This window comes from Saccharothrix sp. 6-C (assembly GCF_016695385.1).
Classification (GTDB): Bacteria; Actinomycetota; Actinomycetes; order Mycobacteriales; family Pseudonocardiaceae; genus Actinosynnema; species Actinosynnema texasense.
Window position 1 is genome coordinate 3280465 of record NZ_CP064192.1, and the last position, 25401, is coordinate 3305865.

Sequence of the window (25401 nt, forward strand, 5' to 3'; positions counted from 1 at the left end):
CGAGGTCACCGCCCCGGGGAATCCTTCTCCGCTTTACGGCGGAATACCTCTATCGGCCCCGCTGCGGGACGACGAGTCCCCCTTCATTCGTTCCTCGGTGCGAATAAAATGGCCGGACTCCGGTCTCGGGGTCGACGGGGTCCGCCGGCGCCGTCGCCGTCCGGCAATTCGCTCGACCGCGCCCTCTCGTGATCCGACCCCCGACGCGGCCCACCCGCGGCCCGCCCCGGTCCGCGTCGAGCCCTGGCCGCGGCGTCGCGTGGCGCGGTCCGGGCCGCCGTACGACGATGGAGCCGGTCGCACCGCACGGTCCGGCCGCGCAGCCGGAACGGGAGGTGTGCAGGACGTGCCCGCGGCAACGCCTTCCTCCGCGCCCCGGCCGTTCGCCGTGATCGTCCGCCGCCACGACGACGCGGTGGTGGCGACGGTGTCCGGCGAGGTCGACCAGAGCACCGCGCCCCGGTTGCGCGAAGCGCTCGCCGACGTGCTGCGGGAGCGGCCCGCGGTGGTCGTGGTGGACCTCCGCGACGTCGACCTGCTGGCGTCGGCGGGGCTGGCGGCGCTGATCGCGGCTCACGACGAGGCCGTTCCCGAGGTTCGGCTGAGCGTCGTCGCGCCCGCCACCGCACCTGCCATGCGGTCGGTCAGGGTCACCGGTCTGGGCGACTTGCTGATGGTTCACTCGACGGTGGACGCCGCGCTGGCGGCCACCTGAGCCACGCGTCGGCCGGCGGTCACGCGCGGCCGGCGGACCGCGGCCCGAGTGCCGCCCGCGCCTCGGGTGCGATTTGTGCGGACAGGCCGTCCGGTGTTCGTCGCACTCCGGTTCGCTGGATGGTCGAACAGCGCTTGTCCGGTGGGTGCGGACTGAATGGCCGTCACTCGGTGGACGCATTTACAGCCGGATTGGCGCGCGGCTAGCTTGAGTGCCCCACGAACTGCTCGTGGATTTCTCCCGAAATCGAGGACCTGCATGAGACACAATGAGTGGCAGGTGCATTCGCGGCTGGGTCGGATCGCCGTCGCCGCGTTCGCGATCGCCGCGCTGGTGGTGGCCGGTCCGGTCGCGCACGCCGGCGCCGAGGCGTCCGGTCTCACCGCGCCGACGTTGTCCGCGACCGTGCCGGACGTCTCCTCGCGGACCACGTCGACCGTCTCCAACGGCGCTTGGTCCTGCACGTTGAGCGCGACGGTCCCCAACCGCTGGTACGGGGGCTCGGGCGGCGGCGAGCAAGCGTTCGGCAGCTTGACCTGCACCCACGTGATGCCCGAGATCTACATCGCGACGGGCCTCTACCGCAACGGCTACCTCGTGGCCTCCACCGACAGCGACCGGTTCTCCACGACGTTCGCCAACGCGCTGCCGTCCAAGTCGCCCCACGCGTCGGGGAGCTACGAGAGCGGCACCCTCGGCGCCGTCCTCTGGCCCGACAACACGGTGACCCAGATCCCGCAGATCTACAGCGCCGCCGTTTCCCTCTGACCGGGGCCCCGCCCGCTGGTGGCGGGTCCCTGGTCCCGGGCCGACCCGGACCACCCTCCGCGCCGGTGTCGGGCGCCGCGGAGGGTGGCTCCGCCGCGGCGGAGGCCGGTCAGGCCGACCGGTCCCCGTCGGCGGCCAGGCGGAACCGGAAGTCGCGGAACAGGGCGGTCTCCGGCGCGTCCGCGCCCCGCAGGCGGAGGGCGTAGCTGATCAGCGCGTGCGGGATCATGTACAGGCGCAGCCCTTCCTCCGTCGCGCCCTCGGACATGTTGTCGACGACCCAGTCGATCGCCGAGCTGCCGCGGTAGTGCTCGCGCGGCTCGAAGATCAGCTCGGGGGCGTCGATCTCGCCGAGCACGTTGAGCACGTAGCTGACCGGGAAGCCGCGGTTGGCGCGGTTGGCCGGGGTGCTGTCGAGGTCGGTGAAGGAGTCGACCATCTTGTGCAGCGCCTCCTCGGGGATGAGGTCCATCCGCCCGGTCTGCATGGCCACCTCGACGATGTAGGGGTAGGCGATGCCGTTGGGGAAGAAGTTGGCGCCCGGGTCGACCTGGTCCAGCACGGCCGCGATCTCCTCCACGTACCCGTCCAGGTCGGGGAGCTGGTCGTCCAGCCGGCCCAGGTTGTGCAGGCCGACGATGTAGTACTGGCTCATGTGGACGCGGTCGCTCCACGGCACCTGCGCCAACAGCTCCTTGGCCTCGGCCAGCCAGTCGACCGGGTCGGTCAGGTACTCGGCGCGGCCGCTCATGGCGATCGCGTTGAGCATGCACAGCAGGGGGTAGACCTTCGACCAGGCGACCGGCAGCTCCTCCGGGAACGACGGGAAGATCCCGATCTCGTCGGCGCGCGCCATGTAGCGCAGGGTCTCCCGCATGTAGTCGCGCTCGCCGTCGAAGATGTACTCGTCGTAGCCCAGCAGCGACAGCACGGACATGAACATCGAGCCGGACCGGCCGCGGAAGTAGGGCGCCGGGATGTTCTCCAGCAGGTCCAGCGCCTCCACGACGCGGTTGCGCTCGGGGGTGACCAGCCGCTCCCGCAAGCCGATCTGCCCGAGCGCGAGGAACACCGCCGAGCTGGCGGACAGCCGCTCGTAGTCGCCGTGCCGGCCGCGGTTCTCGTCGGGGATCTGGTCCGGCGCGATCGCGTCGAGCGTGTCGAGCACCTCGGCCGGGAAGTCACCCCGGTCGTCGACCAGCAAGGACACGTCGAGGCCCAGCTTGGCGAACGAGTCCATGACGAGGCAGCCCGCCAGCGCCCGGTAGTAGGGGTTGCGCTCGGCGCGGGCCGCGTCGAGCAGCGGTTCGACGGCTTGCTCGACCCACGTGCGGTCGCGCGCGGGGTCGTTGACCTTCAGCACGAAGTGGCCCAGGTCCCGGCAGAACAACGCGTAGGCGTTGGACGGCAGGACCTTCCCGGCCAGCCGGTCGAGCGCGTCGCCGATGTGCCCGGCGACCGCGGGGTCGTGGTCGACGGGGTACTGGCCGAGCCCCAGGGCGCGGATCATGCGGCTCCACGGCGCGGTGATCATGCGGGACTCGTTCGACAGGTCCGTCAGCCCGGAGACGGGGAGGGTGCGGGAAGCGGTGGTGGCCATGGTTCTCTCAGTCCTTGGTGGTCGGTCGATGTCGGGTCGCGGGTGGGCGGGGCTACGCGGCGGCGGTGCGGCCGGGCAGCGGCGGGACCGGCAGGCCGAGGAACTCGGTGCGGCGACCCTCCAGCATCTCCAGGGCCCAGTTGAGCCACTTGACGCCCTCGCAGTAGATGGCCACCGGCCGCCGCTGCGACTGGTGGTTGTCGACCAGGGTGCCGCCCAGCTCCGCCTGGAAGTGGAACGGCGGCATCGCGGTGAAGTGGGTGCCCATGACGAAGGCGAACCGGATCAGCCAGTACGGGTCGTCGCGCAGGTGCGGCGAGTCCGGGTCGTCCAGGCCGTACACCTCGGTCATGATCTGGGCGAAGTGGTCCTCCACGCCCCGGGGCGCGTCCGGGTGGACCGGTCCGCCGTCGACCGCCACGTCACGCACGCGGTACGCCCGCCGGTACGGGTTGTCCTCGGTGAACTCGACGTCGACGCGGGGCGTGCGCCCGGGACCGCACCGGACCCGCAGCGTGAAGTGCTCGTGGTGCAGCTCGTCGTAGTGGCCGATGGAGTTGTGCCAGGGCTTGTTGTCGTACATCGGGTCGTCGCTGGTGTCGGCGCCCGTGCTGCGGAAGCCGATCGCCCTCGGGTCGAGGAACCTGATGCCCAGCGACGCGGCGGTGACGCCGGCCAGCGCCGCGTCGACCTCGTCGGCCGGGGCGCCGGACTCGATCAGGCGTTGCGCCCGCAGCAGCGGGCCGGTGTCGGTGATCTTGATGTTCTCGGTGTTCGTGTCGCCCATGACCAGGGAGTGCACCCGCGGCTCCAGGACGTCGAGGAACGCCGGGTCGGCGCGGAAGCGCCTCAGCAGGGCCGAGGAGTTCAGGTAGGACACCCCGTCGACCACGATCCGCTCGGTGTCGAGCAGGTGCTCGTCGAACGTGTTCGGCGCGGTGCGGCGGCACAGGTCCAGCCGGTCCTCGATCTTGCGGAAGTAGGAGACCTCCAGCGTCCGGCCGGGCGCGGCGACGCGGTTGACCGAGTGCACCTCGTCGTTGAGGACCTTCAGGACCACCGTGTACAGGCGGGCGACCACGGCGGGCGGCGGGCAGTGCTCGGCCACGAACCGGCTGACCTCCTGGCCCGGCACGTAGCTCATCTCGTAGATGACCTCCTTGTGCGCGGTCCGCTCGTCCTGCCGGAGGTGCTCCGGGACGCCGATCTCCCGCTCCAGGCTCGCGAAGGCCTGGGGGAAGTACGGGCGCACCGACTCGGGCAGGGCCTTGAGGTACTCCGCCTGGTTGCGCGCCTTGGCGAACGGCGGCAGCATCACGCCTTCGCCGTCGCGGTTCCACCGGGCGGTGGTCAGGGCCTCGCTGAGGATCTTGCGGACGTGGATGCGCTCGTCGCCCTCCTTCCTGACGAAGATGGTCATGGACTCGCTGCCGCCCTTGCCGAAGCCGACGACCTCCTCGCCGCTGTCGACGTAGGCGTAGACCGCGCTGCTGAGCAGGTTGCGGCCACGCGCGTGGCGCAGCACCTCGAGGTACTCGGCGGTCAGCGACAGCGTCGACCGCGTCTCGAAGTCGTCCAGGGCGGGGTTGGCCCGCTTGCGCCAGATGTCGGCCGGCGACCGCACCGCGATGACGTCCGCCCGGAACGGGCCGGTGTCGAAGTGCGCGGCGTCGAGCGTCGAGCCCAGGGACAGGATCTGGCAGTTGCCGTTGAGCTGGATCCGGCGGGCGGGGGAGTCGAGGGTGCTAAGCGAAGACGACACGGGTCGTTGCCTCCAGATCGATCTTGGCCTGAAGTGGGGTGCCCGCCGACGAGAGGACCGGGACCTCGGGGGTCCGCAGCGAGGCCAGCACCCGGTCCAGGGCGGCCTCCGCTTCCTCGGTGCCCGTGCCGGAGCGCAGGTAGGCGGCGTAGAGCCGCACGACGTCCGGCAGCGCCGCCGCGCCGGACGCGGCCAGCGCGACCAGCCAGCCCATCGGGTCGCTGCCCGCGAGGTAGTGGTCGTGCAGGAACGCGGCGGGCCGGTGCAGGCGCAGCAGCCGGAACAGGGTGTACTGGTAGACCAGGTAGCCGAGGGCGAGCTGGTCGACGGTCGGGGTGGTGACGCCGGGCAGGGTCAGGAACCCGTCGTCGGCGACGCCGAGGCTGTCGAACACCTGGTCGTAGATCTGCCGTGCCAGCGGCTGCGTGTCGAGCAGCAGCCGGGTGTTGGCCGCCAGGTCGGCGTAGTCGAGGCCGGGCAGGTGGTCGAAGTGGACCACGACCACCTCGTGCTGCTCGACGCGGGTGAGGCTCCGGTTGCCGACGACCCCGGCCGCGTCGAGCACCTTCAGCTCGGCGTACACCTGGCCGAGGTCCTCGGCCGCGCCGACGATCCGCTTCCTCAGCCGGGCCTGGAGCACGAGCTCGCCCGCCTCGACGTCGACGTGATCGCGGTAGTTGCAGGTGTGCTGGAGCGTCTCCAGCAGCTCGTGGAAGGCGGGCGACGCGGACCGGTCGTGGCGGGCCGCGTCGTCGGTGACGACGCGACCGATGGTGCGGTACAGGTACCGCTCGCAGAACCGGTCCTCCCCGGCGGCGCGGAAGACGTCCCGCAGCGCGTCGTGGTGCCGGTCGGTGATCCGGCCGGCGCCGGTCCTCAGGTCCGCCAACTGCCCCAGCAGGGTGTCGGTCAGCCGCACCGCGCGCAGGAACGGGTCCGCGGCGCCCGCCGTCCCGGTGTAGGAGGTGACCGGCACGTCGAGGTCGTTGTCGACCAGCAGGCGCACCGACTTGCCGCCCAGACCGAGTTCGACGACCGCGTCCGGGCGCAGCGCGTCCAGCGTCTCCGCGGTCGCGCGCGACGCCATGACCTCGTCGACGATCGCCAGGACGCCGTTGCGCACCTCGGCCGCGGTGGTGAGCAAACCGGAGTTGTTGTTCGACACGACCGGTGCGTGCGGCTTGCGGAACACGACGCCCTGGTCGGTCATGAACCGCTCGAACGCGTGGCGCGCGGCGGTCATCCGCTCGGCGTGGGCGAGGAACGTGGTCGGCGGCTTCAGCTCCTCGACCGCGACGGCCGGGAAGCCCCCGGCGAACCGGTCGAAGGCGTCCTTGGCGCCGGCGCGGACGTAGACGTTGGTCTGGCGGTGGGAGTAGAGCTTGTGCACCTCGACGTCGGAGGTCGGGAACGCCCGGGCGACCGCCGCCAGGAGCGCGGCGAGGGCCGCGGGCTCGCCGCGCAGCCCGATCACGTGGTGCGGCTCGGTCACCAGGGGCCGACCGCGCAGCGACTCCGGCAGGTACGCGGCCAGTTCGGCGGCCGGCGAGTCGTCGCCCGCGCCGTCCGCGGCCGTCAGCATCAGCGGGGTGAACGCGTGCGCGAGCCTGGTCCCGTCGGCCACGGACAGTGCGCCGGCGGCCACCGCCGCCGTGATGATGCCGAAGCTCTCACCGGTGTAGCCGGCGATGCGCAACGGCACGCCGGCGTTGGCCGCCGTCACGCGCAGGTGGGTGTCGAGGGCGAGGCCGTGCGCGAGGAAGGCGGCGCCGATGAAGCCCTGCGCGGCGAGCCGGTCGCCCGGCACGTTCCCGGGGACCAGCAGCAGCGCTTCCGGGCCCGGCAGGCCCAGCGCCCGCGCGCCCTGCTCGTAGACGTCGACCACCTCGGGAATGCCCGAGTCGAGCAGGCCCCGGCCGAGGTCCCGGTAGAACGACCGGCTGCCGAGGCCGGGGAAGAAACCGACCACCTGCCGGCCGCGGTCGATTCCGATCAGGCCCTCGCGCGTCGTGCCGATCATCCGGCGGGACTGCTCGCGGGAGAACAGGAACGCGTTGGCCCGCGACAGGGAACGCACCAGGGTCGTGGTTTCGCGGAGGCTGCCCGGGGTGATCAGAATGGCCTCCGGGGCGTGGTCGACGCCGGCCGGCGACCTGGTGGCGCCGCCGTCGGGGGGCGCTATCCGGTCCATCAGGAAAATGGTGAAGAACTCGCATTCCCGGAGTTCGTCCACGAGCGCCAGCAGGTCGGCCGCGCTCGCGTTCGCGACGAAGGCGGGGTCCACCGGGTGGGCCGCCGCGAGCCGGCCGGACACCGCCGGGTCGGCGAAGGTCGCCCGCAGGGAGTCGACGTCGTCGGCGTCGAGCCCGCGCAGGACCGCCTGCCGCGACGTCCGGCGGATCGCCAGCACCGGCTGGACCCCGCGCCGCAGCCGGGTGGCGGTCCGCGCGGCGCCGTCCAGCGCCCGTTGCAGCTCGGGGTCGAGCCCGCTGCGGCGCAGTTCGACGGAGGCGCGGTGGAGGTTCTGCGCGAACTCCGCGCCGCCGGTCCCCGGCTCCCGGCTCATCGCGTCGGCCGCGGCGCGCACCCACGGGTGGATGGCGCGCACGTCCTCCCGACCCAGGACCCCGGCCAGGAGCTCGCCGATCCCGGGCACGCCGGGCAGCAGGGCGCAGCCGGGCTCGGCCGCGCCCTCGACCAGCCAGTAGCCGGGGCGCAGCAGGTCGAACAGGCGCTGCCGCCACGCCGGCGCCGCCACCCCGCGCTCGTCGCGGTCGCTGAACAGGAACACCGCCTGGCGGTCGTGGTCGAGCACGAAGTCGGCCACCCCGCCGTGCGGCGCGGCGCCGCTCACGTCGAACGGGACCTCCGCGACCACATCGCCCCGGTGGCAGCTCAGCCGCACCCGGTCCGCGTGGACCTCGACGTCCGCCACGTTCGGCAGGTCGGCCTCGGCAGACGAGTCGGCGATGGCTTTCTCCAGGCCCGCGTAACCGTGTGGATAAGCACGTCTCAGGGACGAGGCGGCCCATTCCGGAATTCCGGGTCTCGTCGGCGTCGTAATGTTCTGGGCGGCGCCGTCGGAATTGACCGCCGGGTGACCGCCCGTCGCCGCGGTCGTCGCCGTCACGAGAGTCGATGTCATCACAACCACATTCCTCGCCGTTCGAAGTTCCGCCCGTCCCCCAGGCCGGGCGGGTTCGAGTGCTACAGGTAGGAGTGCGGTGAGCGGGGTCGGATACGTGCCGGACCGGCAATCCAATTATCCGACCCATAGGCTTTGCTTTGAACATCAAGCGTTTCTCAAGTCGTCCGGCACGAGTCCGAACAGGGCACGTTGATACGTGCCCTGGGTCACACCGGCTCGGGTGCGGGCCGCCCCGGACGCGGACCGGCGCCCCGGTGGTTCCGGGGCGCCGGCGGGTGGGCCAGGGGTCAGGACCAGAGGGTCAGGGCCTGAGGAGCGGGGTCGGGGTCAGAGGGTCAGCGTCCACGAGTCGACGTAGCCGACGTCGTTGGCGGCGACGTCGCGCACCCGCAGCTTCCAGGTCCCGCTGCGGGCCTCGCCGGAGAGGTTCACGGTGGCGGTGCCGGTGACGTTGTCGGCGCTGTCGGTGCTGCTGGAGTTCTTGAGCCGGTACGCGCTGCCGTCCGGGGCGATCAGGTCGATCACCAGGTCGCCGCGGAAGGTGTGCTTGATGTCGAGCTGGACCGTGCTGGAGGCCGACGCGGCCCCGGAGCAGGACAGGCTGATGGGGCTCTCGACGGTGGTGAGGTCGCTGATCGTGACGTTGCCGGCGTTGGTGTCGGCGCAGTCCGTCGGGTCCGGGCCGGGCCCGGGGTCGCCGGTCATGAACCCGGTGTAGAGCAGGCGGTTCGGGGAGCCCGAGCCGATGCCGGTCAGCTTGTCGGGGGTGGCGTTGGTGACCAGGGCGTCGCGGGCCTGCGCCGGGGTGGCGGTGGGGTTCAGCGACAGGTAGACCGCCATCGCGCCGGCCACGTGGGGCGACGCCATCGAGGTGCCGGTCATCGTCGCGGTCCCGGTGGTGCTGGTGTGCGACGCCGAGACGATGTTCGTGCCGGGAGCCCAGACGTCCAGGCAGGAACCGTAGTTGCTGGTGCCGGACCGGGCGTCGGAGCTGGTGCTGTTGCCGACCGTCACGCCCGCGGTGACGTACTGCGGGCTGTAGCCGCACGCGTCGTCGGTGGAGTTGCCCGCCGCCATGACGAACTGCACGCCGCCGGTGATCAGCGCCTTCACCGCGTTGTCCAGCGACGGGTCCGAGCAGCGCTGGCGGCAGCCGATGCTGTAGTTGACCACGGCGGGCTTGACCGCGTTGTTCCGGACCCAGTTGATGCCCGCGATGATGTCGTCGTTGGCGCCCGAACCCTGGCAGTCCAGCACGCGCACCGCGTGGACCTTCGCCTTCTTGGCCACGCCGTAGCGGGTGCCGACGGCGGTGCCGGAGACGTGCGTGCCGTGACCGTGGCAGTCGGCCGGGTTCGCGTCGCCGTCGACGAAGTCGTAGCCGGCCGAGACGCGGCCGGTGAAGTCGGTGTGACCGGCGTTGATGCCGGTGTCGAGCACGTACACGTGCGCGCCCTGGCCGGCGTCGGCGGGATAGGTGTAGGCGTTGTTCAGCGGCAGGGCGCGTTGGTCGATGCGGTCGTCGCCCCAGTTGGGCGGGTTGCTCTGGGTGTCGGCGGTCGTCATCTGGTGCGCCTGCTGGACGTAGGCGACCTCGGGGTCGGCGGCGAGCCGGCGTGCCCGCTGCTCGGTCATGACGACCGAGAACCCGTTGATGAGGTCGAGGCGGTGGCGCAGCTCGCCGCCGTAGCGGCGGGCCTTGTCGGCCGAGGCCGCCTGCAGGGCGCCGGGGACGTCCTTGAGCTTGACGATGTAGCGGTCCTTGACCGCGCCCTGGGCGTTCGCGCCGAGGATCGCGTTCTCGGCGGACGCCGGGACGGACGCGGTGACGACGCCGGTGGCGGCGACCGCGAGCAGCACGACCGCTCTGACCGCCGCGCGCAGGGGGACGGACTTCGTGTTCCGTTGTCGCATACGAGCTTCTCCATTGTGCGTCACCGGCGGGACCACCAGCCGGAGGAGCGCCCGTCGGGCAGGGTTTGATCGTTGACGGCCGCTCGACGCCCACGATCAAGTGCCACACCGCGGTAAACAATCCGGGTGCCGCAAACTAGGGATACTTAAGATCAACCGCGACGGTCGACGACTGGGACGCGGGCATCGAGGCGGTGCGCCAGTCCTTGGCCGTCTCGCCGTCGCCGGACATCCGGCCGCCGGTCGCGGGTGCGGGACTGCGTCGCGCCCCCGACCGGCAGTGGGGCCCGCCGACCGCCTGACGGCAGCCGTGACGACCGAGCGCACCGGGTTGTGAGGCGCACCACCTCCGTGGGCGGCGAGTTTCCCGGGAAGTCCACTGTGGTGCTCAAATACGCGTGCAGGCACTGGAGCCCTCGCTTTCCCCCGAAGCGACGCGCGTGCCATCGTGCAGGTCACGCCCCCTCCCGGCCTTCGGGAGCCGAAGCCGCGGTCGCCCGGTCAGGCGAGGACGCGGGGCCACGCGGGCAGCGGGACCAGCACGGAGGAGACGGAGCGGGGCATGCGACAACGGGCGCTGCTGGGTCGCGAGGAGGAGCGCCGCGCGCTGGCCGCCCTGGTCGAGCAGGCCGCCTCCGGGTCGGGTGGCGCGGTGGTCGTCCTCGGCGCACCCGGGATCGGCAAGTCGACGCTGGTCGCCGAGGCGGCGGAGCGGGCGGCGTCCGGCGGGACCCGCGTCATCACGGCGGTGGGGGTGCAGTCGGAGGAGCACTTGCCGTACGCCGGCCTGCACCAGCTGGTCCACCAGTTGCGGGACGGCATCGACGACCTGCCCGGACCGCAGCGCGCGGCGCTGCGCGCGGCCGTCGGGCTCGACGACGAGGCCGTGCCCGACCTCTACCTCGTCGGCCTGGCCGCGCTGACCCTGCTGTCGGACGCGGCGGTGAAGGCGCCGCTGCTGGTCGTCGTCGAGGACGCCCACTGGATGGACCGGGCCAGCCTCGACGTGCTCGGGTTCGTCGCGCGGCGGATCGAGTCCGACCCCCTCGCCCTGGTCGCGGTCACGCGCGGCCTCGACGACCGGCTCGGCGGCGGGCTGCCCGTGCTGCGCCTGCACCCGCTGACCGACGAGGTGTCGGGGGAGCTGCTGGACGTGGTGGCGCCCGGCCTGGGGCAGCAGGTCAGGCGGCGGCTGCTGGAGGAGGCGGCCGGGAACCCGCTGGCGTTGACCGAGCTGCCCGTCGCGCTGCAAGCGGTCGGTGGGGCGTACGCGCTCACCCCGGGTCCGCTGCCGCTGACCGAACGGCTGGAGCGGACCTTCACCGCACGGGTGTCCCGTCTCCCGGTCGACACCCGGGCGGTCCTGCTCCTCGCGGCCCTCAACGGCGACGGGACGGTGGACGAGTGCCTCGCCGCCGCCTCCCGGATGCTCGGGACCGCGGTCGACGTCGCCGCCCTGGGGCCGGCGGTCGAGGCGGGCCTGGTGCAGGCGTGGGGGATGGTCTTCCGGCACCCGCTCGTCCGCTCGGCGATGCACCACGCCGCGACCGCCGCGGAACGACAGGCCGGGCACGCCGCGCTCGCCGCCGAGCTCCAGGGGCAGCCCGACCGGCAGGCCTGGCACCGCGCCGCCGCCACCGCCGGCCCCGACGAGCACGCGGCGCGGGACCTCGACTCCACCGCCGACAGGGCGCTGCGGCGCGGTGGCGTCGCCGCGGCCCTGGCCGCGCTGCGGCGAGCGGCGGAGCTGACCGCGGACCCGACCGCCCGCGCGGACCGGCTGTTGCGCGCGGCCGAGCTGGCCCTGGAATCGGGCCAGTGCGACGTCGCGGCGCACCTGCTGGCCCAGGCTCGCTCGCTCGACCTCTCGGCCCGCGACCAGGGCCGTGCGGCGTGGGTCGGCATCGCCCTGGTCGAGGGGGCGGCCCAGGGGGAGGGGGCCGCGACCGCCGAGCTGGCCGAGCTGGCCGTCGGCATCACCGCCGGTGGCGAGCCCGTGCTGGGGCTGCGCATGCTGTGGGGCGCGGTCCTGCACTGCTTCTGGGGCGAGCCGGGGCCGGCCGCCCGCCGACGGGTCGCCGCCGCCGTCGACCGGATGCCCGTGGACGCGGACAACGCCGACCTGGTGGCCTTGCGGGCGTACTGCGCGCCGGTCGAGCGCGGTCGAGCCGTCCTCGACGCCCTGACCGGTCAGCTGGAGCGTTCGTCCGAGGACGCCGAGGGCGATCAGCTCCTGGGCGGTGCCGCGGTGACCGTGGGCGCGCCGGCCCTGGCGGGCCGGCTGACCGCGAGGTCGCTGAACGCCCTGCGCGCCCAGGGCCGCCTGTCGATGCTGGCCCGCGCCCTCTGCGTCCAGGCGGGGAGCGCCGCCCGGCTCGGTGACGTGCGCGCCGGTCACCTCGCCGCCGAAGAGGCCGCCGAGCTGGCCCGTGAGACCGGCCAGCCTCTCGTGCACGCGATGGTGCACGCCATCCGAGCGCAGCTCGCCGCCGTCTGCGGAGACCCCCGGGCGTAGGCGTGGGCAGCGGAGGCGGAGCGCACCGCCCTCCCCAACGGCGCGCGCCCGGCGCTGGCCATCGTGCAGATGGCCCGCGGGCAGGCGGCCCTGTGCCAGGGGCGCTACGGCGACGCCTTCGGGCACCTGCGCCGCGTCTTCGACCCGGCCGACCCCGCGTTCCACCCCTGGCTGCGGTTCTACGGGGTCGCCGAGCTGGTCGAGGCGGCCGTGCGCAGCGAGTCCGCGGAGGCGGCGCGGGCCGTCCTGGAGGAGCTGGCCCCGCTCGAAGAGCCGACCCCGTCGCCCGCCCTGCTCTGCGGGCTGCGCCTGGGCCGCGCCCTGCTCAGCCCGCCGCACGCGGCCGAGCCGCTCTACCGGGCGGCCCTCGACGCCGTTCCCGTCGACTGGCCGTTCGAACGGGCGCGGGTGCACCTCGCCCTGGGCGAGTGGCTGCGGCGTCACCGGCGCCCCGCCGAGTCCCGCGTCGTCCTGCAGGCCGCGCGCGAGGTCTTCGACGCGCTCGGCGCATCGGCCTGGGCGGAACGGGCACGCCAAGAGCTGCGCGCGGCGGGCGCGTCCTCGCCTCGACGGGACCCGGCCGCCGTCGACCGGCTCACGTCGACCGAGCTGCACGTCGCCCAGCTCGCCGCGCAGGGGCTGACGAACCGGGAGATCGGCGAGCGGCTGTACGTCTCGCCCAGGACGGTGAGCACCCACCTCCAGCGGATGTTCCCCAAGCTGGGCGTGACGTCCCGCGGCGAGCTCGCGGCGGTGCTGCGCAGCACGATGACGTACGACGAAGACGTAGTCTGACGGACGCGATCAGCCCTGCTCACTCCCTAGGTTCGTGCCATACCCGGTCCGCGCACCGCGGACGGGAGGGAAGGCACACCATGGGAACCATCACCGTCGGCACCGAAGGCTCGACCGACGTCGAGCTGTACTACGAGGACCACGGCTCCGGTCAGCCGGTCGTCCTGATCCACGGCTACCCGCTGGACGGGCAGTCGTGGGAGAAGCAGACCGCCGCGCTGGTCGAGGCCGGGTACCGCGTCATCACCTACGACCGCCGGGGCTTCGGCCGGTCGAGCAAGACCATGACGGGCTACGACTACGACACCTTCGCCGGCGACCTGGACAAGGTCCTGACCCGTCTCGACCTGCGTGACGTGGTCCTCGTCGGCTTCTCGATGGGCTCGGGCGAGGTCGCCCGCTACCTCGGCTCCTACGGTTCGGAGCGGGTGGCGAAGGCGGCTTTCCTCGGCGCTCTCCAGCCGTTCCTGCTGCAGGCGGAGGACAACCCCGCGGGCGTGCCGCAGTCGGTGTTCGACGGCATCGCCGAGCAGGCCGAAGCCGACCGCTACGCCTGGTACGAGAACTTCTTCGTCGACTTCTTCAACACCGACGAGAACCTCGGGTCGCGGCTCAGCGACGCGGCGCTCCGGGCGAACTGGGCCACCGCCGTCGACTCGGCCCCCGTGGCGGCGTACGCGTGCGTCCCGACGTGGCTGACGGACTTCCGGGCCGACGTGGAGCGCATCGACGTGCCGGCGCTGATCCTGCACGGCACCGCCGACCGCATCCTGCCGATCGACGCCACCGCCCGCGAGTTCCGCCGCCGCCTGCCCGACGCGCGCTACGTCGAGATCGACGGCGCCCCGCACGGCCTGCTGCTCACCCACACGGCCGAGGTCAACGCCGCCCTGCTCGCCTTCCTCACCGACTGAGAAACCGGACATGCACACGCTCACACACCGCGTCACCGCACGCGTCACCGCTCTGCTGGCCGTGCTCGTCGCCGTCGTCGTCGCCGGTCTCGGCGCGTCGACCGCGGTGGCCGCCCACCCGACAGCCGGGCAGAAGCCCACGATCGTCCTCGTCCACGGCGCGTTCGCGGACGGCTCCAGCTGGACCCCCGTCATCGAGCGCCTGCAACGGCAGGGCTTCACCGCCGTCGCCGTCGCCAACCCGCTGCGCGGGGTCCGCGCCGACGCCGACGCCCTCGACGCGCGTCTCGCCGGCATCGACGGCCCCGTGGTGCTCGTCGGCCACTCCTACGGCGGCGCGGTCATCACCAACGTGAAGGCCCGCGCGCCGAAGGTGAAGGCGCTGGTGTACGTGGCCGCCTTCGCCCCCGCCGAAGGTGAAGCCGCGGCACAGCTCGCCGCGAAGTACCCCGGCAGCACCCTGGGCGAGACCCTGGCGCCGGTGCCGCTGCCCGACGGCTCGCAGGACCTCTACATCAAGCCGTCGCTCTTCCGGCAGCAGTTCGCCGCCGACGTCCCGGCGCGCGAGACCGCCGTCATGGCGAGCACCCAGCGCCCCGTCCGGGACGCCGCTCTGGGCGAGGCGTCCGGCGCCCCGTCGTGGACGAGCATCCCCTCGTGGTTCCTGCTGGCCGGCGCCGACAAGAACATCCCGCCGCGGGCCCAGGAGTTCATGGCCGACCGGGCCGGCTCACGCGCCACCGTGACCGTCGAGGGCGCTTCGCACGCCGTGGCGGTCTCCCGCCCGGACGCCGTCGTCAAGCTCATCGCCCGCGCCGCGGGCTGACACCCCCCACCCGGCCCTCCCCGGCCCCGCGACCCGCCGGTCGCGGGGCCGGGGCGGCGTCGTCGACCCCGACCATGACCGGGTCAGGTCCTCCTTCGCCCGAGGACTCCGCTCCGTGCCCGGCCGCGGCTCCGAGCGGCGCGGCCCGGCGGCGATCCGGGCGGAGTTCGCGCCGGCGAGCGCGCTCGGCGCGTGATCCCGCGTCTGCGGTGGTTCGCCCGGCTCCGCTACGGCGGCCGCGTGCAGCGGCACGGCTCGGAAGTCTTCCACTTCAACGACTCAGGGCAGATCACCGGCGAGTTCACCTGCGCGACGTTCCGCCTCCCCCTGTGGGAAGAAGCGCGCTGACACCCGTCGCATCTCGCCGGGAACAAGGACTGCCCTGGCGACGGTCTGCCACGAGGCCCGCCGACCGACGAGTCTCGTCAGCGCGGGCCCACCGCGTCGAGGTAGCCGACCAGCCGCTCGGCCAGCTCCACGGGGTGGCTGGTCGCGGCGCAGTGCGCGCCGTCCACCTCGTCCGGTTCGAGGCCGAGCCGGTCACGCGCCACGCGGCGCTGGAAGTCCGGCGGGAAGAACCGGTCTTCGCGGCACAGCAGCACGCGGGTCGGCACGTCCGGCAGCGCGTCGAGCGGCCACGGTTCGCCGGACTCGGCGCTGACCTGCGGACGACCGCACGACAGCGCGAGGGCCGCCACGTCGGCCGGGACGCCGGTGTAGAACGTCTCGGCGTCGTCGAGGCCCTCGGGCGCCTCGAAGCCGGTGTTGGCCCACCAGTCGCCCGGCTTCTCGCCCGGCGCCGGGATCATCCCGGCGAGGAACACCAACAGCCGCACCGGCAGCCGCGCGCACACCAGGGGAGCGGTGAAGCCGCCGTAGGAGTGGCCGACGACGACCAGGTCCCGCCGGTCGCCCACGGCGTCGACCACGGTCCGGGTGAACTCGGCGAACCCGGCGGCCGGGTCGTCGATCGGCAGGTCCGGCGCGACCACGTCGTGGCCGCGCCGACGCAGTTCCGGTTCGAGGAGGTCGAAGTCCCGGTGACTGCCGCCACCGCCGTGGATCAGGACGAAGGTGCTCATGCGCACAGCGTGCCAAACGGGTCCGACATCGTCCGTCGTGGACAGCCGCCCCGCACCCGCCACGACGGCGGGCGCCGCGATCGGCGACCGGGCACGCCGGGAACACCTGTAACGCCCGGTCTCCTCCTCGCGAAGGGCTCCTTGTCACCAGGCGCCTCCGAGGGGAATCCCATGAAAATCCAGACGGGTTGGTCGCTGTACGCGCAGGACCAGGACCGGCCGGAACTGCTGAGCCTGATCACCACCGGGCACCAGGAGGTCGAGAAGGACACCGGCCGGATGATCGAGCAGTACAAGATGTGGTCGTCCGACCTGACCGACGAAGAGCTGGGCAAGGTCATCACGCTGCTCGCCCGCGGCAACGTCTTCGCCCAGAACATCGCCAAGGACCTGCGACTGGAACTCGCCGAGCGGCCCGCGCGGGCCGAGCAGCGCCGGCTGACCTTACAGCTGCGCCGCGACGAGCTGGCCCGCACCGAGGAGCGCCTGCTCCGGCAAGGGCTGGACCAGCTCGGCGGCGCCGGCGACACCTGGGACGGTCGCCGCGACCGGATCACCGCCTGGTGGCGCGAGGTGAAGGTCGCCGAGCTCGCCGAGACGTGGGCGGCGGCGCTCGCCGGGGACCGGATGACCGCCCGGCAGGTCAACAACGAGAGCGTCCTGGGCGGCGACTTCGACGTCCGCAACAACCACCACCGCCTCGACCGGGCCTGGGACCGGAAGATCACCCTCGACCGCACGTTGAACGGGGTGCGCAAGCGGCTCGACCCGCGGCACTTCGACGACCCGGGCACCGGGCGGAACCGCAAGGGCGAACTGGGCCTGCACGACCTGAGCGGCTCGTTGCTGCACGGCACCCGCGTCCCGCTGTCGATCTACGCCCAGCTCAAGCCGTACGCGAACGCCACCGTGGTGTTCATGCCGGCGCCCACCGAACGCGACGCCCAGATCTTCAACGCCATCCAGTCGCTCAAGACGGTCACCGAGGGCGACGTGAAGCTGATGCGGGAGATGCGCAACCGCTTCACGCGCCTGCGGCTGGCGCAGGCCACCGACATGCACACCTACCTGCTCAACATCAACGAGGTCCGCGACGGCGAACCGGTGGTCCGCTACGGACACTCCGGCCTCATCCGGCGGGCGGGCCAGAAGACCGAGGTGAACGTGGACGACATCGACGTCGCCACCCGGCGGACGAACGCGCTGGAGCACCACGTCGTCCTCGCCCAGGACGGTGGCCAGGCGGTGAACGAGGTCGTCATCGTCTACCGGGAGCACGCGTCGGCGCTGTTCCCGGTGTTCGCCGAGTGGAACAAGGCGAAGTCCCACTTCACCGTGCTGAACCGGGACACCGGCGCGCCCACCAAGGCGCACATCACCGACGACGGGAAATGGGTCGGCTGACCTGCTGCCCCGGGCGGGGTGCCAGCCGCCCGGGTGCCTCCGTCGCGCACTGCGGCCGCCCGCCCGCGCGGCAACCGGAACTGGGCATTCTCGAAGAAGTGTGAAACATCGATCGTCGATCATTCTGTCCTGGTCGGCTGGAATGAACAGCTGTGTCGGGGGGCAGTCGAGTGACGCCGGAGACGTCCGGAGGGAAATGGAGCCGTAAGCACTTCAAGGGAGAGGTACTTGATCGTGCAACCGTTTCGCATCGAGATCCCTCAGGCAGACCTTGACGACCTCGACCGCAGGCTGGAGCACACCCGCTGGCCCGACGAGGGGCCCACGGACGGCTGGGCGCGCGGTGTCCCGCTGTCCTACGTGAAGGAGCTGGCCGAGTACTGGCGCACCGGCTTCGACTGGCGGGCCATGGAGGCCCGGCTGAACGAGCTGGACCAGTTCACCACCGAGATCGACGGCGCCAAGGTCCACTTCGTGCACGTCAGGTCGTCCGAGCCGGACGCCACCCCGTTGCTGATCACCTGCGGGTGGCCCAGTTCGTTCGTGGAGTACCTCGACGTGATCGGCCCGCTCACCGACCCGCGGGCGCACGGCGGCGACCCGGCGGACGCCTTCCACGTCGTCATCCCCGCCATCCCCGGCTTCGGGTTCTCCGGCCCCACCCGCGAGGCGCGCTGGGACCACTTCCGGGTCGCCCAGGCGTGGAAGGAGCTGATGGCCCGGCTGGGCTACGAGCGGTACGTGGCGCAGGGCGGCGACTGGGGCTTCATGGTGTCGCTGGAGCTGGCCGCCGCGGACCCCGAGCACGTGGCGGGTGTGCACCTCAACTCGTTGGTCACCTTCCCGCCGCAGGACACGGCGGAGCTGGCCGACCTCAGCGAGGAGGACACGCGCCGGCTCGGCAAGCTGGCGCACTTCGACCAGGAGCTGTCGGCGCACGTGAAGCTCCTGGCCACCCGCCCGCAGACGGTGAGCTACGCCCTCACCGACTCCCCGGTCGGGCAGCTCGCGTTCATCATGGAGAAGTACAAGGAGTGGACCGACTCCCGATCGGTGCCCGAAGAGGCGATCGACCGCGACCTGATGCTCGCGAACGTCGCGATCTACTGGCTGACCGGAACCGCGGCCTCGTCGGCCCGCCTGTTCTACGAGTCGCTGGACCGGACCGACCGCAACATCGCTTCCCGCTACGGCGGTCCGTGGGAGCTGACCACCCCGGTGGGCGTCGCGGTCTTCCAGCACGACGCCGCGATCCCGTTGCGCCGGTTCGCCGACCGGGTCCTGTCGACCATCCGGCACTGGTCGGAGTTCGAGCACGGCGGTCACTTCCCGGCGATGGAGCAACCGGAGCTCTTCGTGGCGGACATCCGGTCTTTCGTCCGGTCCCTGAACGCCGTCCCGAGCTGATCGCGGTCGGTCTCCGACGAGAAACGGAATCGGACGTGGTGAATCACCGCGGTGCCGGGGCTGCTCACCCCTGCCGAATTCGCTGTGGTTCGGCGTCGAAGTGCTGCCGCCCCGGATCACCACGGCTCGGATCACCACGGCTCGGATTGGTCAGGCATTCTGGGAGAACACCACCTCCATCAGGTCCTCCATTCTGTTTTGGAACCCTCGGTGCGAGGAGCGGCAGATGACTGGACACATACCCGCGCAACGGCGCGGGTCCGGCGACGAAGTCGTCCGAGCGGGAACACCTCTCGGACCACGCGCCAGTCGGGCTTCCGATCCCGGGGATGACGCCGCGCGGCGTTCCCCTCCACCACCGTCCTCGGTGACCGTGGACATCGCCATCCCGGTGCTCAACGAAGAGCACGCATTACCCGGTTGCATAGCCGTGCTGCACGAGTACCTCGCCGACCGGATGCCGTTCGCCTGGACCATCACCATCGTCGACAACGCCAGCACCGACGGCACCCGCCAGGCGGCGGAGAAGCTCGCCGAGCAGTGGCCGCGGGTCCGCCTCATGTCCCTGGGGCAGCGGGGCAAGGGCAACGCGGTGCGAGCCGCCTGGTCCAGCAGCGAGGCCAGCGTGGTCGCCTACATGGACGTCGACCTGTCCACCGGGCTGGACGCGTTGATCCCGTTGGTGGCCTCGGTGGCCGCCGGTCACTCCGACATCGCCATCGGGTCGCGGTTGGCGCCCGGCGCGCGCACGGTCCGGGACCCCAAGCGCGAGGTGATCTCGCGCGGCTACAACGCGCTCGTCCGGCTCACCCACGGCGCCCAGTTCCGGGACGCGCAGTGCGGTTTCAAGGCGGCCAGCGCCGAGGTGATCCGACCGCTGCTGCGACGGGTCGAGGACGACACGTGGTTCTTCGACACCGAACTGCTGCTGTTGGCCGAGCACAACGGGCTTCGGGTGCTCGAAGTCCCCGTGGATTGGGTGGAGGACGTGGACAGCAGGGTGAAGGTCGCCGGTGTGGCGGCGACGAACGTGCGCGGGCTGATCAGGATCGCGAGGGCGAAGCTGTCCGGCGCCGCGGACGTGGCGGAGCTGCCCCAGCGGCCGGAGCCGCAGCCGACCCACCCCGACGCCGTGTTGTCCGGGCGCGACATCTCCGGTCTGCGCCGGCTCGTGTCGTTCGGCCTCATCGGCTTCGTCGCCACGATGATCACGCTCGGCCTCTACACGATCTTCCGGACGTGGTGGCCGCCGCTGGTCGCCAACGTGGCCGCGGTGACCCTGAGCGTCTTGTTCAACACCGAGGCCAACAGACGCGCCACCTTCCGGGACCGCTCCCACCCCGCCGGACGGGTCCACGTGCAGTCGTTCGTGGTCTTCGGCCTGTACTGCGGGTTCACCTCCGGCGCGCTGCTGGCGCTGCACGCCGTCGCCGACCAGCCGTCCCGGTCCGTCGAGCTGCTCGTCCTCCTGGTCGCGTCCGCGATCGGCACCCTCGGCAGGTTCGTCCTGCTGAGCACCTGGGTCTTCCGGTCGCGACCGCGGACCGACGAGCGCGAGGACTCGCTGACCTGACCGGGAAGTCGGGAACCGCCTCTCGATTCGCCCAAGGAGCCCCTGCCCGACGATTGTGAGGATGCTGGCATGCCTGCTGCACAAGTTCCCGCGACACCGGCGACCGGATCGGGTCGCCTGCCGGCCGGCCTGGTGCTGGCCGGTCTCGCCATCGCGGCGGCCCTGGGGGTCGCCGTCGTCGCCAGCCTGCCCCTGCGCGACAAGCTGTGGCTGCTCGAAGTGGATTTCAAGGTCTACCACATGGCGGGTTCGGTGGTGCTGGACGGCATCTCGCCGTTCGACGTCGCCACCGATGACGGCTTCCTGTTCATCTACCCGCCGATCGCCGCGTTGTTCTTCGTCCCGCTCGGACTGCTGAACGTGCACGTCGCGTTCGGCATCTGGACGTTCCTCAACGTCATCGCGCTGGAGATCGCGGTCTGGTTGGGCCTCGGGCTGCTGGCGCCGCAGGCCCGGGTCGAGCGCGCGAAGTTCGCCGTGCTGGTCACCGCGGTCGCGCTGCCCACGGCCACGGTGATCATGAACTTGGGCGCGGGCCAGGTGAACATCGCGCTGCTGCTCCTGGTCCTCGCCGACCTCGCGCGCAAGCCCGGGCGGTTCCAGGGCGTCGCCCTCGGCATCGCGGCGGGGCTCAAGCTGACCCCGCTCATCTTCGTCGCCTACTTCGTCCTCACCGGTCGGATCCGCGCCGCCGTGGTGTCCATGGTGTCCTTCGTCGGGACCGTGGTCGTCGCCTTCATCCTGCTGCCCGGCCCGTCGGCCCGGTGGTGGGGCGAGCTGGTGCTGGCGACCGAGCGGATGACGCCGCCCGGCACGGGGCCCTACATCCAGTCCATGCGCGGTGTGCTCGCCCAGATGCCCGGGGTGCTGAGCGCGCCGTGGCTCTGGTTCGTGCTGGCGGGCATCGTCGGCGTGGCCGGGTTGGCGATCTCGTCGTGGTACAGCCGCCACGGGATGGAGGCGATCGGCATCTTCTCCTGCGCCGTCACCGGCCTGATCATCTCGCCGATCTCCTGGCCGCAGCACTGGGTGTGGCTGATCCCCGCCCTCGCCATGTGGCTGTGGTGGGCGCGGCAGCGGCGCAGCGCGGCGCACACCGCGGCGGTGGCGGTCTCGTGGCTGGTGATGGTCGTGATGACCGTGCTGATCTTCATGCTGGTGGGTGGCGCGCTGAGCATGCCCACGGCCGGCATCGTGGCCATGAGCAGCGTGCCCGTGCTGGCCGGACTCGCGTTCCTCGTCGTGCTCGCCGTCGCGCGACGCCGCCTGGTGAACTCGCCGACGGCGCAGATCTCGCAGGTGTGACGCGGGGAAGAGCCGATCGGCGCTTCCGCGTGCTGTCAGGTCGGGCCCGGCCGCACCGCCGGGCCCGACCTCTGCTTGTGCCGCGCGGACGTCGGGTCGCGTGGGCAGCCTGCCCCCGTCGTCACGTGCCTTCCGGGGCCGGCTCGTCCGCCCGCGCCACGGGCGGCTTCAGGAAGCTGGTGGCCCAGGCGACCGCGATGCCCAGCACCGCGACGACCAGGCCGGTGATCACCGGGGCCGCCGCGCCGCCCCGGCTGATCGCCACGCCGCCGAGGACCGGTCCCAGCGCGATGCCCACGTTGGCCGCCGAGGCGGGCAGCGAGGCCGCGAGCTGACCTCCCGGACCGGCCAGGCCCACCACGCGGACCTGGAGCGAGGGCACCATGCCGAAGGCGAACAGGCCCCAGGCCACCAGGGCCACCGCGACCAGGACCGGGCTCGACCCGACGAGGTAGAGCACGAGCAGCGCGACCGCGGTGCCCGCCGTGGCCACGATCAGCGCACGGCCCGCGTTCCGGTCGGCGAACCGCCCGCCGCCGAACGAGCCGACCGCCGTGGCGACGCCGTAGGCGAACAGGTAGGCGCTGAGCATCGCGCCGGTGATGCCCGTGACGTCTTGGAGGAACGGCACGATGTACGTCAGCGCCGCGTACAGCGAGGTGAACACCACGAAGTTCAGACCCAGCACGGCGAGCACCCGAGGGGCGAAGGCGTACCGGGCCTGGCCCGCCGCGCCGCCCGCGGGACTGGCCACCGGGGGCACCAGCACCAGCGTGGCGACGAGCGCGACCAGGGCGAACACGACGATCGCGACGAACGAGCCCTGCCAGCCGAGCGATTGGCCGACCAGCGTCCCCAGCGGCACGCCCAGCGCCGCCGACACCGCCACACCGGAGACGATCGTGCCGACCGCCCGGCCCGCCCGCTCCGGCGGGACGATCGACATGCCGGTCACGAACCCGACCGCGATGAACAGGCCCTGCAACGCCCCGGTCACCGCGCGCACCGCGAGGAACAGGCCGTACTCGGGTAACAGCACCGGGACGAGGTTGGCCGCGGCGTACAGCACGATCGCGCCGACCAGGATCGCCTTCCGGTTCAGCTTCACCGTCAGCGCGGTCAGCACCGGCCCGCCGACGGCGATGCCCAGCGCGTAGGCCGTCACCAGCCACCCGGCGGCGGGGATGGAGACGCCGAGATCGCCCGCGATCAGGTCCAGCACGCCGACCACGAGCAGTTCGGCGCTGCCCAGCACGAACATCCCGGTGAACAGCGCGGCCAGGGCGAGGTTGGTCCTGCTCCTGCTCAACGCGGCTTGCTGGGTGGTCACGTGCACCGTCCTTGTCGTGTGACGTCGGCGATGACCCGAGAATGGCCGAGACGCCCGGCCGGAAATCACCGCGGGCTTGAACTCGAATCCGATTCTATCGGCGTTTCCGCGCCGGGGGCAATTGTCGTGCGGATTCGCGGAACCCCTTCCCGGCGGCGGAGTGCCCCAGGATCCGGTCGGTGATGCGGAGGGGCCTCGATAGGCTGTCGGCCATGGTGGCGTACTACCGCGACGAGAAGGCGGCTCGCGCGTTGCCCGCCTTGGTCCCGACGCATTCCCAGCACGTCGACGAGGGATATCGGATCGTCGCCCCGGACGCGACCCTGACGGCGGTCGTGGCGCACGTGCAGTGGTTGGACAACCACCCCGGCGGGCCCGACACGCACGTGATGATCTCGTTCGAGGACGGCGCGAACGTCGAGTTCCCCTTCGACGTGCCGCTGACCGCGGTCTGGCACGACGAGCGCCGGGCCATCCCGTCGGCGGACCTGGCCGCCGCGGCGCCGGCCACCTGGGGGACGCCGGCCGGCCGCTGGAAGTGATCACGCGGAACGGGGGCGGTGGTGGCGTGGAGCCGTCAAGGTGAGTCCGCCGACCGAACTGTCCGGTTCCGGACAAGTCTGGTCGAGTTTTTGCGTCTGTGAGTCAAGTTCTTGCGTCAAGTTGTCGACTTTACTTATGGTCGTGTGACCCTCCTTACAACGACGCAAGGATGTGGGCGGACCACCATGCGCACCCTGCTCAGCATCGTGATCACGTTCTGCTCGGCCCTGGCCCTCGCCGTCCCCGCGACCGCAGGCACTCCGGCAGCGGGCGCCCCGACCGCGGGGACACCGACCGCGGGGACACCGACCGTCGCCACCGCGCCGAGCGCCCAGGCGGTGCCCTCGGACGTGCACCTCTTCTACTACCCCTGGTACGGCAGCCCCGACCTGTACGGCTCCTACCGGCACTGGCAGCAGGGCGGCCACACGCCACCCGACGACATCGGCGCCGACTTCTTCCCCACCCTCGGCGCCTACGACTCCGGCGACCTGACCCGCGTGGTCGACCAGCACATGCAGTGGGTCCGCCGCTCCGGCGCCGGGGTGATCGTGACCAGCTGGTGGGGTCAGGGCTCGTACGAGGACCGGCTCATGCCCGGCCTGCTCGACGCCGCCGCCCGGCACGGCGTGCGGGTCGCCTTCCACCTGGAGCCGTACGGCGGCCGCACGGCGCAGAGCACCGTCGCCGACGTCCGCTACCTCGACGACCGCTACGGGTCGAGCCCCGCCTTCTACCGCGACGCCCAGCGCGGCAACCGGGGCGCGTTCTACGTGTTCAACAGCCTGGACGTGGCCGACTGGACGCCGCTCGACGCCGTCCGCGACACCGGCATCGTGCTCGCCCAGACCACCGACATGAGCAAGGTCGCGCACTTCGGCGGCATCTACACCTACGACGTGATCGCGAGCAGCGCCGCGATCGGCTGGAAGGGCGTGGCCGACCACGCCCGCGCCAACGGCCTGGTCTGGGCGCCTTCCGTCGGCCCCGGCTACCTGGACGACCGCGCCGTGCCCGGCAACACCAGCCCCACCCTGGACCGCGCCGACGGGGCGACCTACGACCTGCAGTGGCGCAACGCCCTGAGCCCCGAGACCGGCGGCAAGCCGGACTGGGTGTCGATCACCTCGTTCAACGAGTGGCACGAGGGCTCGACCATCGAGCCCGCCGACTCCACCCCGCCGGCCGGCCACGGCTACCTGACCTACGAGGGCGCCTACGGCCGGACGGGCCAGGCCGCCGAGACCGCCTACCTCGACCGCACCCGGTACTGGGTCGAGCAGTTCACCGGGTCCGCGCCGCCCGTGCCGAACCCGGACCTCGCCGGTGGCCGCGTCTTCACCGCCCGGAGCAACGTCCCCGGCCACGCCGGTCCGAACGCCAACGACGGCGACGCGGGCACCTACTGGGAGAGCGCGCACAACCTGTTCCCCCAGCCGTTGACCGTGGACCTGGGCGCGACCGAGGAGGTGGGCCGCGTCGAGGTGGCCGTGCCGCCCGGGTGGGAGCCCCGCACCCAGCGGATCACCGTGCGCGGCAGCGCGGACGGCCGCACGTGGACGACCCTCGTGGCCAACCGCGGCCACCGGTTCGACCCGGCCACCGGCAACCGCGTGAGCATCACCGTCCCGCAGGCGTTCCAGCGCCACCTGCGCCTGGTCTTCACGGCCAACACCCGGTGGCCCGCCGGGCAGGCGGCCGAGGTCGGCGTGTTCCGGTTCTGACCGCGCCGCCGAGCGGACCGCGCGGGAGCGGTCCGGGCGGTCCCGGGACCGGCTCACCATCCGGATCGTCAACCGC

At 72.3% G+C, this 25401-nt stretch carries 19 protein-coding genes; 13 read left to right on the forward strand and 6 right to left on the reverse strand.

All coding sequences use genetic code 11. The features are described from left to right. The first annotated feature begins 346 nt into the window (after nt 1-346). Both IOD16_RS14200 and IOD16_RS14205 read left to right on the forward strand, forming a co-directional pair. Nucleotides 347-715, forward strand: a complete 369-nt coding sequence (locus IOD16_RS14200) for an anti-sigma factor antagonist (protein ID WP_201440429.1) — start codon at nt 347-349, stop codon at nt 713-715. Nucleotides 716-973: 258 nt separating this feature from the next. After that, nucleotides 974-1483: a hypothetical protein gene (locus IOD16_RS14205; RefSeq protein WP_148088641.1), complete on the forward strand. Its 510-nt coding sequence runs from the start codon at nt 974-976 to the stop codon at nt 1481-1483. A 109-nt stretch (nt 1484-1592) separates the two neighbouring features. Here IOD16_RS14205 and IOD16_RS14210 read toward each other — a convergent pair whose 3' ends face one another. From IOD16_RS14210 to IOD16_RS14225, 4 genes are all read right to left on the reverse strand, one after another. Beyond that, nucleotides 1593-3083 carry a hypothetical protein gene (locus IOD16_RS14210; RefSeq protein WP_201440430.1) on the reverse strand — a complete coding sequence of 497 codons (1491 nt, stop codon included), beginning with the start codon at nt 3081-3083 and terminating at the stop codon, nt 1593-1595. Between the two features lie 52 nt (nt 3084-3135). Next, nucleotides 3136-4845 (reverse strand): hypothetical protein, encoded by a 1710-nt coding sequence (locus tag IOD16_RS14215; protein WP_201440431.1) that lies wholly within the window; start codon nt 4843-4845, stop codon nt 3136-3138. Further along, complete coding sequence (locus IOD16_RS14220) at nt 4829-7990, reverse strand: hypothetical protein (protein ID WP_201440432.1); 3162 nt, start codon at nt 7988-7990, stop codon at nt 4829-4831. Before IOD16_RS14220 ends, IOD16_RS14215 begins: the two co-directional genes overlap by 17 nt. Nucleotides 7991-8320: 330 nt before the next feature. Then, nucleotides 8321-9907: a S8 family serine peptidase gene (locus IOD16_RS14225; protein WP_201440433.1), complete on the reverse strand. Its 1587-nt coding sequence runs from the start codon at nt 9905-9907 to the stop codon at nt 8321-8323. 562 nt (nt 9908-10469) lie between these two features. On the opposite strand from IOD16_RS14225, the gene IOD16_RS14230 reads away from it, so the two are divergent. From IOD16_RS14230 to IOD16_RS14245, 5 genes are all read left to right on the forward strand, one after another. Further along, nucleotides 10470-12422 carry an ATP-binding protein gene (locus IOD16_RS14230; RefSeq protein ID WP_328809452.1) on the forward strand — a complete coding sequence of 651 codons (1953 nt, stop codon included), beginning with the start codon at nt 10470-10472 and terminating at the stop codon, nt 12420-12422. A gap of 69 nt (nt 12423-12491) precedes the next feature. Continuing rightward, entirely contained in the window at nt 12492-13217 is a 726-nt protein-coding gene (locus IOD16_RS41230; RefSeq protein WP_328809453.1) for a LuxR C-terminal-related transcriptional regulator, read from the forward strand. 80 nt (nt 13218-13297) lie between these two features. Beyond that, nucleotides 13298-14131: an alpha/beta fold hydrolase gene (locus tag IOD16_RS14235; protein WP_201440434.1), complete on the forward strand. Its 834-nt coding sequence runs from the start codon at nt 13298-13300 to the stop codon at nt 14129-14131. 10 nt (nt 14132-14141) lie between these two features. Continuing rightward, the gene (locus IOD16_RS14240) at nt 14142-14957 is read left to right on the forward strand and encodes an alpha/beta fold hydrolase (protein ID WP_201440435.1); all 816 of its coding nucleotides are present in this window, start codon (nt 14142-14144) and stop codon (nt 14955-14957) included. A 192-nt stretch (nt 14958-15149) separates the two neighbouring features. Further along, nucleotides 15150-15305, forward strand: coding sequence for a hypothetical protein (locus tag IOD16_RS14245; RefSeq protein WP_201440436.1), 156 nt, complete (start codon nt 15150-15152; stop codon nt 15303-15305). Nucleotides 15306-15382: 77 nt separating this feature from the next. Here IOD16_RS14245 and IOD16_RS14250 read toward each other — a convergent pair whose 3' ends face one another. Further along, nucleotides 15383-16039, reverse strand: a complete 657-nt coding sequence (locus IOD16_RS14250) for an alpha/beta fold hydrolase (RefSeq protein WP_201440437.1) — start codon at nt 16037-16039, stop codon at nt 15383-15385. Nucleotides 16040-16210: 171 nt separating this feature from the next. Here IOD16_RS14250 and IOD16_RS14255 point away from each other — a divergent pair, with 171 nt between their 5' ends. The 4 genes from IOD16_RS14255 (at nt 16211) to IOD16_RS14270 (ending at nt 21728) form a co-directional block, all read left to right on the forward strand. After that, on the forward strand, nt 16211-17443 hold the full coding sequence (locus IOD16_RS14255) for a hypothetical protein (protein ID WP_201440438.1): 1233 nt from the start codon (nt 16211-16213) through the stop codon (nt 17441-17443). Nucleotides 17444-17677: 234 nt separating this feature from the next. Next, nucleotides 17678-18850, forward strand: coding sequence for an epoxide hydrolase family protein (locus IOD16_RS14260; RefSeq protein WP_201440439.1), 1173 nt, complete (start codon nt 17678-17680; stop codon nt 18848-18850). Between the two features lie 373 nt (nt 18851-19223). Continuing rightward, a complete protein-coding gene (locus IOD16_RS14265; RefSeq protein ID WP_236595165.1) occupies nt 19224-20423 on the forward strand; it encodes a bifunctional glycosyltransferase family 2/GtrA family protein in 1200 nt (399 codons plus the stop codon). A 69-nt stretch (nt 20424-20492) separates the two neighbouring features. Further along, nucleotides 20493-21728: a glycosyltransferase 87 family protein gene (locus IOD16_RS14270; protein ID WP_201440441.1), complete on the forward strand. Its 1236-nt coding sequence runs from the start codon at nt 20493-20495 to the stop codon at nt 21726-21728. 121 nt (nt 21729-21849) lie between these two features. Here the strand turns inward: IOD16_RS14270 and IOD16_RS14275 are convergent, their stop codons facing one another. Further along, on the reverse strand, nt 21850-23058 hold the full coding sequence (locus IOD16_RS14275) for an MFS transporter (RefSeq protein ID WP_236594975.1): 1209 nt from the start codon (nt 23056-23058) through the stop codon (nt 21850-21852). Between the two features lie 212 nt (nt 23059-23270). Between IOD16_RS14275 and IOD16_RS14280 the strand changes: the two genes are divergently transcribed. Continuing rightward, nucleotides 23271-23600 carry a hypothetical protein gene (locus tag IOD16_RS14280; protein WP_201440442.1) on the forward strand — a complete coding sequence of 110 codons (330 nt, stop codon included), beginning with the start codon at nt 23271-23273 and terminating at the stop codon, nt 23598-23600. A gap of 186 nt (nt 23601-23786) precedes the next feature. Further along, a complete protein-coding gene (locus IOD16_RS14285) occupies nt 23787-25325 on the forward strand; it encodes a discoidin domain-containing protein (RefSeq protein WP_201440443.1) in 1539 nt (512 codons plus the stop codon). Nucleotides 25326-25401 lie beyond the last annotated feature (76 nt).